At 59.2% G+C, this 8913-nt stretch carries 8 protein-coding genes; 5 read left to right on the top strand and 3 right to left on the bottom strand.

What is annotated here, in order from left to right:
• Positions 1-306: GTP-binding protein (locus ACP7A2_RS06595; protein ID WP_426133561.1), on the bottom strand; the 306-nt coding region annotated here is incomplete at its 3' end.
• A gap of 139 nt (positions 307-445) precedes the next feature.
• Positions 446-1900, bottom strand: a complete 1455-nt coding sequence (thiI, locus tag ACP7A2_RS06590) for a tRNA uracil 4-sulfurtransferase ThiI (protein WP_375066842.1) — start codon at positions 1898-1900, stop codon at positions 446-448.
• 333 nt (positions 1901-2233) lie between these two features.
• Here thiI and glnA point away from each other — a divergent pair, with 333 nt between their 5' ends.
• Positions 2234-3640, top strand: a complete 1407-nt coding sequence (gene glnA / locus ACP7A2_RS06585) for a glutamate--ammonia ligase (RefSeq protein WP_110622433.1) — start codon at positions 2234-2236, stop codon at positions 3638-3640.
• 71 nt (positions 3641-3711) lie between these two features.
• On the opposite strand, the gene ACP7A2_RS06580 is transcribed toward glnA, so the two are convergent.
• Positions 3712-3951, bottom strand: coding sequence for a DUF6124 family protein (locus ACP7A2_RS06580; protein ID WP_426133560.1), 240 nt, complete (start codon positions 3949-3951; stop codon positions 3712-3714).
• 448 nt (positions 3952-4399) lie between these two features.
• Between ACP7A2_RS06580 and ACP7A2_RS06575 the strand changes: the two genes are divergently transcribed.
• The 4 genes from ACP7A2_RS06575 to ntrC all read left to right on the top strand — a co-directional run bounded on the left by ACP7A2_RS06575 (position 4400) and on the right by ntrC (position 8469).
• Positions 4400-4936 carry a chorismate mutase gene (locus tag ACP7A2_RS06575; protein WP_426133559.1) on the top strand — a complete coding sequence of 179 codons (537 nt, stop codon included), beginning with the start codon at positions 4400-4402 and terminating at the stop codon, positions 4934-4936.
• A gap of 134 nt (positions 4937-5070) precedes the next feature.
• Entirely contained in the window at positions 5071-5676 is a 606-nt protein-coding gene (locus tag ACP7A2_RS06570; RefSeq protein WP_348054847.1) for a hypothetical protein, read from the top strand.
• 274 nt (positions 5677-5950) lie between these two features.
• The gene (glnL, locus tag ACP7A2_RS06565) at positions 5951-7036 is read left to right on the top strand and encodes a nitrogen regulation protein NR(II) (protein WP_034117295.1); all 1086 of its coding nucleotides are present in this window, start codon (positions 5951-5953) and stop codon (positions 7034-7036) included.
• Complete coding sequence (ntrC, locus tag ACP7A2_RS06560; RefSeq protein WP_016979129.1) at positions 7033-8469, top strand: nitrogen regulation protein NR(I); 1437 nt, start codon at positions 7033-7035, stop codon at positions 8467-8469. The genes glnL and ntrC overlap by 4 nt, the downstream gene beginning before the upstream one ends.
• Positions 8470-8913: the final 444 nt, after the last annotated feature.

Genomic DNA, 8913 nt, shown 5'->3' with positions numbered 1-8913 from the left:
TTGAGCGTCAACCAGCAGCAGAACGGAGTCAACCATCGACATTACGCGTTCTACTTCGCCGCCGAAGTCGGCGTGGCCCGGGGTGTCCACGATGTTGATGTGGTAGCCGTTCCAGTTGATAGCGGTGTTTTTAGCCAGGATGGTAATACCGCGCTCTTTTTCCTGGTCGTTGGAGTCCATCACGCGCTCGTCGTTGAGCTCGTTGCGCTCCAGGGTGCCGGATTGACGCAGGAGTTTGTCTACCAGGGTGGTTTTACCATGGTCAACGTGAGCAATGATGGCGATGTTACGTAGATTTTCGATCACTTGTGTATCTCGATCAGAGGATTCGGTGTGCTGACAGGTCGTGGCAGCGATTAACAGTAGAGTCAGGCCTTGCCGTTACAGCTTGACGGCAGAGTCGGGGGGCCGGTGACGCAGGCCACAGGCAAACAGCCCCGGGCTCTTAGCTCGGTCGATAAACGCGCACATTGGCATGCCCCTCACTGAGCAAATGGTGGGCATGCAGGCGACTCATCACGCCTTTGTCGCAATACAACAGGTACTGACGGCTGTTATCCAGTTCCTTGAAACGCGCGTTCAGTGCGTAGAACGGCAGCGTTTGCACGTCGATGCCAGCGATTTCCAGCGGCTCATCTTCCGTGGCATCCGGGTGACGGATGTCGACGACGATCTGGCCCGCCAGGGCTTCGCTGACTTCTTCGATTTTTACGTCCTGGCCCAATTCGTCGATAACGCGATCGATCGGGACCATTTTGGCGTTCTCGAGCGCACGCTCCAGAACGGCCATATCGAACTGTTGTTCTTCATACTCCACGCGGTTGCGCTTGGCGTGGGTCTTGGGGTTCACCGAAATGACCCCGCAATATTCAGGCATGTGCTTGGCGAAATCCGCCGTGCCGATTTCTTCGGCCAGGTCGATGATGTCCTGCTTGTGACTGGCGATCAGCGGGCGCAATACCAGCTTTTCGGTCACGCAGTCGATCAAAGACAGGTTCGGCAGCGTCTGGCTGGCCACCTGGGAAATCGCCTCACCGGTCACCAGAGCGTCGATCTGCAACTGATCGGCGATCCTGGACGCGGCGCGCAACATCATACGCTTCAATACGACGCCCATATGACTGTTATCGACTTTGCCGAGAATTTCGCCGAGGACTTCCTCAAACGGCACACTGACAAATAACACGCGCTGGGAGCTGCCGTACTTCTTCCAGATGAAGTGCGCGACTTCCATCACGCCCAATTCATGTGCACGCCCGCCCAGGTTGAAGAAGCAGAAGTGGCTCATCAGGCCGCGGCGCATGATCTGGTACGCGGCCACCGTGGAATCGAAACCGCCGGACATCAATACCAGGGTCTGTTCCAGGGCGCCCAGCGGGTAGCCGCCGATGCTGTTGTGCTGGCTGTGGATCACAAACAACCGTTGGTCGCGAATTTCCATGCGCACTTCAATTTGCGGTGCTTTCAGGGAAATTCCGGCGGCGCCGCACTCGCGACGCAGCTTGCTGCCGACGTATTTTTCGATGTCCATGGAGCTGAACGAGTGCTTGCCGGCGCGCTTGCAGCGCACTGAAAAAATCTTCCCCTCAAGCTCACTGCCAAAGTGCTGTTTGCACTTTTCGGTGACGTCGTCGAAGTCGCCCAGCGGGTACTCGTCGACCTGCAGAAAATGCGCGATGCCCGGCATGCAGCTCAGGCGCTCGGTCATGTCCTTCAAGGCTTTGGCGTCGGTCAGGCGGGTTTCCAGCTCGAGGTTGTCCCACACGCCATTCACCACCACAGCCGGGTCCAGGTCTCGGAGCACGGCACGGATGTTCTTGGCCAATTGACGGATGAAACGCATCCGTACCGGTCGGCTCTTGATGGTGATCTCGGGGAAGACTTTTACGATTAATTTCATGGAAACAGTGCGCGCTGGGCCTGCCGAAAAAGGGGGGCGCGGATTATAGCGGAAATCGCTCAAGGTTTAACCAGTTAATATGCATCGCACGTCACGCGCACCAAAACGGGTCATTTGCGCAAATAAGCGCTACATTGCAGTGCGCTTTTTATTCCGTTTCAACGGATTGCACCTTTATAGGGGCCATTTTGACGCAAAAAGGCCATGTTGGCGCACTGGCATGCAATTTGCTCTCTTGTGAGGCAGGTTGCCTTGGTCGAGTATTCGCGCCGGCATCACCAACATTCTAAGGGCTAACTCCACTACCCAGCCCGAAGCCACCCGGAGGACACCATGTCGAAGTCGGTTCAACTCATCAAAGATCATGACGTTAAATGGATTGATCTGCGCTTCACGGACACTAAAGGTACTCAGCACCACGTGACCATGCCGGCTCGCGACGCGCTGGATGATGCTTTCTTCGAAGAAGGCAAAATGTTCGACGGTTCCTCCATTGCTGGCTGGAAAGGCATCGAAGCCTCCGACATGATCCTGATGCCGGACGACAGCACTGCCGTTCTCGACCCGTTCACCGAAGACCCAACGCTGATCATCGTCTGCGACGTGATCGAGCCTTCGACCATGCAAGGCTACGACCGTGACCCACGTGCGATCGCCAAGCGTGCCGAGGAATACCTGAAGTCGACCGGTATCGGCGACACCGTATTCGTAGGTCCAGAGCCAGAATTCTTCATCTTTGATTCGGTCAAGTTCAAGTCCGACATCTCTGGCTCCATGTTCAAGATTTTCTCCGAGCAAGGTTCGTGGATGTCCGACCAGGACATCGAAGGCGGCAACAAAGGCCACCGTCCGGGCGTCAAAGGCGGCTACTTCCCGGTTCCTCCGTTCGACCACGACCACGAAATCCGTACCTCCATGTGCAACGCCATGGAAGAAATGGGCCTGGTCATCGAAGTTCACCACCACGAAGTGGCGACTGCCGGCCAGAACGAAATCGGCGTGAAGTTCAACACCCTGGTGGCCAAGGCTGACGAAGTTCAAACCCTGAAGTACTGCGTACACAACGTGGCTGATGCCTACGGCCGTACCGCTACCTTCATGCCCAAGCCTCTGTACGGCGATAACGGTTCGGGTATGCACGTTCACCTGTCCATCGCCAAAGATGGCAAGAACACCTTCGCTGGCGAAGGTTATGCCGGCCTGTCCGACACCGCCCTGTACTTCATCGGCGGCATCATCAAGCACGGTAAGGCCCTGAACGGCTTCACCAACCCGTCGACCAACTCCTACAAGCGTCTGGTCCCAGGTTTCGAAGCGCCGGTAATGCTGGCCTACTCGGCCCGTAACCGTTCCGCCTCGATCCGTATTCCTTACGTGTCCAGCCCTCGCGCTCGCCGTATCGAAGCACGTTTCCCGGATCCGGCAGCCAACCCGTACCTGGCTTTCGCAGCCCTGGTAATGGCTGGCCTGGACGGTATCCAGAACAAGATCCACCCAGGCGATGCCGCCGACAAAAACTTGTACGACCTGCCGCCTGAAGAGGCCAAAGAGATCCCACAAGTGTGCGGCAGCCTGAAAGAAGCCCTGGAAGAACTGGACAAGGGCCGTGCGTTCCTGACCAAGGGCGGCGTATTCAGCGACGACTTCATCGATGCTTACATCGAGCTGAAAAGCGAAGAAGAAATCAAGGTTCGCACCTTCGTACACCCACTGGAATACGAGCTGTACTACAGCTGCTGATCCGGTAGCGCCGCGTAAAGTGGCGTGATGAAAAAAGACCGCCTTCGGGCGGTCTTTTTTTTGCCCGGAATTTAGCTGGCCGGGACGTGGCGATCGAGCATCCTGGCGGCTATCTGCGTGCCCATTGCACTGAGTTGGTGAATGGCCAGGGCCGCATCGCGGTGCTTGCCGTGCAGGTTTTCGGACAGGTCCAGCAGCAGCGTGCTGACGCAGGAGAAGGTTTCAAAACTGCTGATCATCAAGGCTTCGTCGTCGGCGTCGGGGGCGATGATGAAGACGGATGGGGGTGGATTGGGTGTTGGCTTGAACATTTTCTACATTCCTCCAATGAGGCCGCCTTCGCTTCGCTACTAAACGAAAGGGTGGCGGCTGTGCGCAGGTTAGTAGACCGGTGAATGTAGAAGCCCGGCGCATCCGAGGATGCCCTGCGCACAGCCACCATCAAGCACAGATGGGGAATCTGATTGATGGAGAATGGACGACCTACAATTCGAATCCAGGCTACTAAACCTGATCGCTGATGATCAGCGACCGGGCAACCTTAGAGACGACAAGCCAGCCGTACAAGCCGGCGGATTCTGGCGTAACTGTAGGCAACCGCGCAAGTTGAGGTAGCCTGCGGCCGACGCCGCTCATAACCTGCCAACCCAATTAAAAAATGTGGGAGCTGGCTTGCCTGCGATAGCGCACTCTCAGCCACTTGTTGTATGACTGACACACCGCCATCGCGGGCAAGCCCGCTCCCACAGGAGATCACCCTTGAAGTTTCGACTTGTGTTCGCTCTGCTATTTTTCAGTGCAACAGCAAACGCCGCGCCCGCCAGCCTTGAACCGCTGCTCAACAGCATCGCCGCACGCCTGGCCATCGCCGACCAGGTGGCCTTGAGCAAATGGGACAGCCACAAGGCCGTGGAAGACCGCCCCCGCGAACAGGACGTGCTCGCCAGCGTGAGAACCCAGGCCCCGAGCTACAAACTCACACCAGACGCGGCCGCGCAGTTTTTCTCCGCCCAGATCGAAGCCAATAAACTGGTGCAATACACCCACTTGTCCGACTGGCATTTCAAGGGCAAAGCCCCCGACACCCCGCGCCCGGACCTGGTCGGGAAGATCCGCCCGGCGCTGGATGAGCTGCAAAAAAGCCTGCTGCAACAACTCGCCGACTTCAGCCCCGAACGCAGCAACCCTGAGTGCCCGCAATGGGTCGCGCGGGCTGTGCACCAACCGCTTTACGACCCACTGCAACAAATCGCAATGACGCGCGCCACCGCCGAGCTGTGCATTTACCAGCCTTGATGCGAACAGGGCCTGCGTCATTCCAGGCCCTTTCCCACATCATTATTGGAACACCGGAATTGTCTGATTCATCTCGGGCATTCATCCCTCTACGATGCGGCCCCCTCAACCGCCAATCGCTGACGGACTTTGTGATGAACCTCACCTGCAAGGCTCTATGCTCACTGGCGTTTGTGTGTAGCCCGCTGAGCGCAGCACAACCCGACAGCGACGCCGACGCCTGGACGGTTGAAGCGCCCTACCCCGGCAGCACAATCATCAACGCGCGCATCATCGGCGCCGCCGGGCACGCCGACAAAACCAGCATCGCAATCCTGCAGGTCGCCTGCTACAGCTCGCCGCCGCGCCCGATGATCTCGTTGCTCACCCACACCGACAAGCTGCACTTCAAGCCCGACATTTATGAAGGCCCCGACGCCCGCTCCACCGGCCCGCTGAGCCTGACCACCGGCTCCCTGCCCACCCGTACCTATCGCGTCAACGGCTACTACAGCGCAGAGCCCAGCCAGCAACATGGCGTGCTGTTCAAACTCACCATGCCCGCCAATCGCCAGGAGTTGCACGAGTGGATAGCCGGCGACATGCGCGGCCAACGCATCAAAATGACATTGCCCTCCGCCATTCCCGGTGACTTCCCTTTGACCGCCGAGTTTGTCCTGCCCCATGACAATGACGACCTGCACGACGTCATCAAACCCTGCCTGAACGATCGCAAGAAGACGCCCAAAAAACCGTCCTGAATACTCACAACCGCCTTAACCCTTCCCATGAGCTGTTCCTGAACAGACGTCACAAAACTGCACTATATTGGTGCGGCGCGGTGCACCCTTCCCACCTGATCAGCCCATTTTGGTTCGAAACTTCCCGAACAAGCTGGCAGAACGCCACAGTTTCGCGCTCAAAACAGCCATTTCAGGGCTTTCGCGCTTCTTTTCGGAGCCTTGGTTTGGTTTTTGCATTTTCCTTGTATCAGCGTGTGCCTCAAGCCCGCGCCTTGCTCCAAAAGAGGTCCTGATGACCATTAGCGATGCACTGCACCGTTTGTTACTCGACAACCTGACCACCGCGACCATCCTGCTCAATGCCGACCTGCGCCTTGAGTACATGAACCCGGCGGCGGAAATGCTCCTGGCCATCAGCGGCCAGCGCAGCCATGGGCAGTTCATCAGCGAATTGTTCACCGAGTCGGCCGAAGCCTTGAGCTCGTTGCGCCAGGCGGTGGAGCAGGCACACCCGTTCACCAAGCGCGAAGCGATGCTCACCGCCCTTACCGGCCAGACGCTGACTGTCGACTACGCCGTGACCCCGATCCTGAGCAACGGCGCGACCCTGCTGCTGCTCGAAGTGCACCCGCGCGACCGCCTGCTGCGCATCACCAAAGAAGAAGCGCAGCTGTCCAAGCAGGAAACCAGCAAGATGCTGGTGCGCGGCCTGGCGCACGAGATCAAGAACCCGCTGGGCGGGATTCGCGGCGCGGCGCAGTTGCTCGCGCGCGAGCTGCCGGAGGAGCATCTCAAGGACTACACCAACGTCATCATCGAAGAGGCCGACCGCCTGCGAAACCTGGTGGACCGCATGCTCGGCTCCAACAAGCTGCCGTCGCTGGCGATGACCAACGTGCACGAAGTGCTGGAGCGGGTCTGCCAATTGGTGGAAGCCGAGAGCCAGGGCTGCATCACCCTGGTGCGCGACTACGACCCAAGCATTCCCGACGTATTGATCGACCGTGAGCAGATGATTCAGGCGGTGCTCAATATTGTGCGCAACGCCATGCAGGCCATCAGCAGCCAGAACGAACTGCGCCTGGGCCGCATCAGCTTGCGTACCCGCGCCCTGCGCCAGTTCACCATCGGCCATGTGCGCCACCGCCTGGTGACCAAGGTCGAGATCATCGACAACGGCCCGGGCATTCCCGCTGAACTGCAGGAAACCATTTTCTTCCCCATGGTCAGTGGCCGCCCGGACGGTACCGGGCTGGGCCTGGCCATTACCCAGAACATCATCAGCCAGCACCAGGGTTTGATCGAATGTGAGAGCCATCCCGGCCACACGACCTTTTCGATCTTTCTGCCACTGGAACAAGGAGCCCCATCGACATGAGCCGTAGTGAAACTGTCTGGATCGTCGATGACGACCGTTCTATCCGCTGGGTCCTCGAGAAAGCCTTGCAACAGGAAGGCATGACCACCCAGAGCTTCGACAGCGCCGATGGCGTGATGAGCCGTTTGGCGCGCCAGCAGCCGGACGTAATCATCTCTGATATCCGCATGCCCGGCGCCAGTGGCCTGGACTTGCTGGCGCGGATTCGCGAGCAGCACCCGCGCTTGCCGGTGATCATCATGACCGCGCACTCGGACCTGGACAGCGCGGTGGCGTCCTATCAGGGCGGCGCCTTTGAATACCTACCAAAACCGTTCGACGTGGACGAGGCGGTGGCGCTGGTCAAGCGCGCCAACCAGCACGCCCAGGAACAACAGAGCCAGGAAGCCCCACCGGCCCTGACCCGCACCCCGGAAATCATCGGCGAAGCGCCGGCGATGCAGGAAGTGTTTCGCGCCATCGGGCGCTTGAGCCACTCCAACATCACCGTGCTGATCAACGGCGAGTCGGGCACCGGTAAAGAGCTGGTGGCGCATGCGCTGCACCGCCACAGCCCGCGAGCGGCTTCGCCGTTTATCGCGTTGAACATGGCGGCTATCCCGAAGGACTTGATGGAATCCGAGCTGTTCGGCCATGAGAAAGGCGCGTTCACCGGTGCAGCCAACCTGCGTCGCGGCCGCTTTGAACAGGCCGACGGCGGTACGCTGTTCCTCGACGAAATCGGCGACATGCCAGCCGACACCCAAACGCGCTTGCTGCGTGTATTGGCAGACGGCGAGTTCTATCGCGTTGGCGGGCATACGCCGGTCAAGGTCGACGTGCGCATCATCGCGGCGACTCACCAGAACCTCGAAACCCTGGTGCACGCGGGCAAGTTCCGTGAGGATTTGTTTCACCGCCTCAACGTGATCCGCATCCACATCCCACGCATGTCGGACCGCCGCGAAGACATCCCGACCCTCGCCCGCCACTTCCTCAGCCGCGCCGCGCAAGAACTGGCGGTTGAGCCGAAGTTGCTGAAAAGCGAGACCGAGGAATACCTGAAGAACCTGCCGTGGCCGGGCAACGTGCGCCAGCTAGAGAACACCTGCCGCTGGATCACCGTGATGGCGTCCGGGCGCGAAGTGCACATCAGCGACTTGCCGCCGGAGCTGTTGAGCCTGCCGCAGGATTCGGCCCCGGTCACCAACTGGGAGCAGGCGCTGCGCCAATGGGCCGATCAGGCCCTGGCACGCGGCCAGTCGAACCTGCTGGACAGCGCCGTGCCGGCCTTCGAGCGGATCATGATCGAAACCGCCCTGAAGCACACCGCCGGCCGCCGCCGCGACGCCGCCGTACTGCTGGGCTGGGGCCGCAATACCCTGACGCGCAAGATCAAGGAGTTGGGGATGAAAGTGGATGGCGGGGATGATGATGAGGGTGATGAGGGCTAAACCCCAACCCCACTGACATTCCAATGTGGGACCAGGCCTTGTGTGGGAGCTGGCTTGCCTGCGATAGCATCACTGCGGTGTACCTGACACACCGAGGTGCCTGCATCGCGGGCAAGCCCGGCTCCCACAAAAAGCCCGCTCCCACATTTGGATCTCCACAAAGTTTCAGGACCGTGCACCGCTTCAATGCACCACGAACCGGCATCGGGCACGGCTTCAAGGCCTGAAATCCGAACCTCACCGAGAAAAATCTGAAATTCAAAAACACCAAAGCCCCGTATTCCGGGGCTTTGCGCTTTCTGGCGAATTTTTTTGGCACACATTGCCAACTCTGGCACGCGCCCTGCAATAACCCCAGTACTACCCAGTTTCGGGGACCTTGGTACAGGCAGGCCGAGAATCCCCTCTTTACACCCGGGGTGCTTGATGCGGATCGCGTCGCGC

This window comes from Pseudomonas sp. PWP3-1b2 (assembly GCF_049896045.1).
Lineage (GTDB): Bacteria > Pseudomonadota > Gammaproteobacteria > Pseudomonadales > Pseudomonadaceae > Aquipseudomonas > Aquipseudomonas antarctica_B.
Note: the sequence above shows the minus strand (reverse complement) of the source record. Positions and strands in the feature narration are given on the sequence as shown.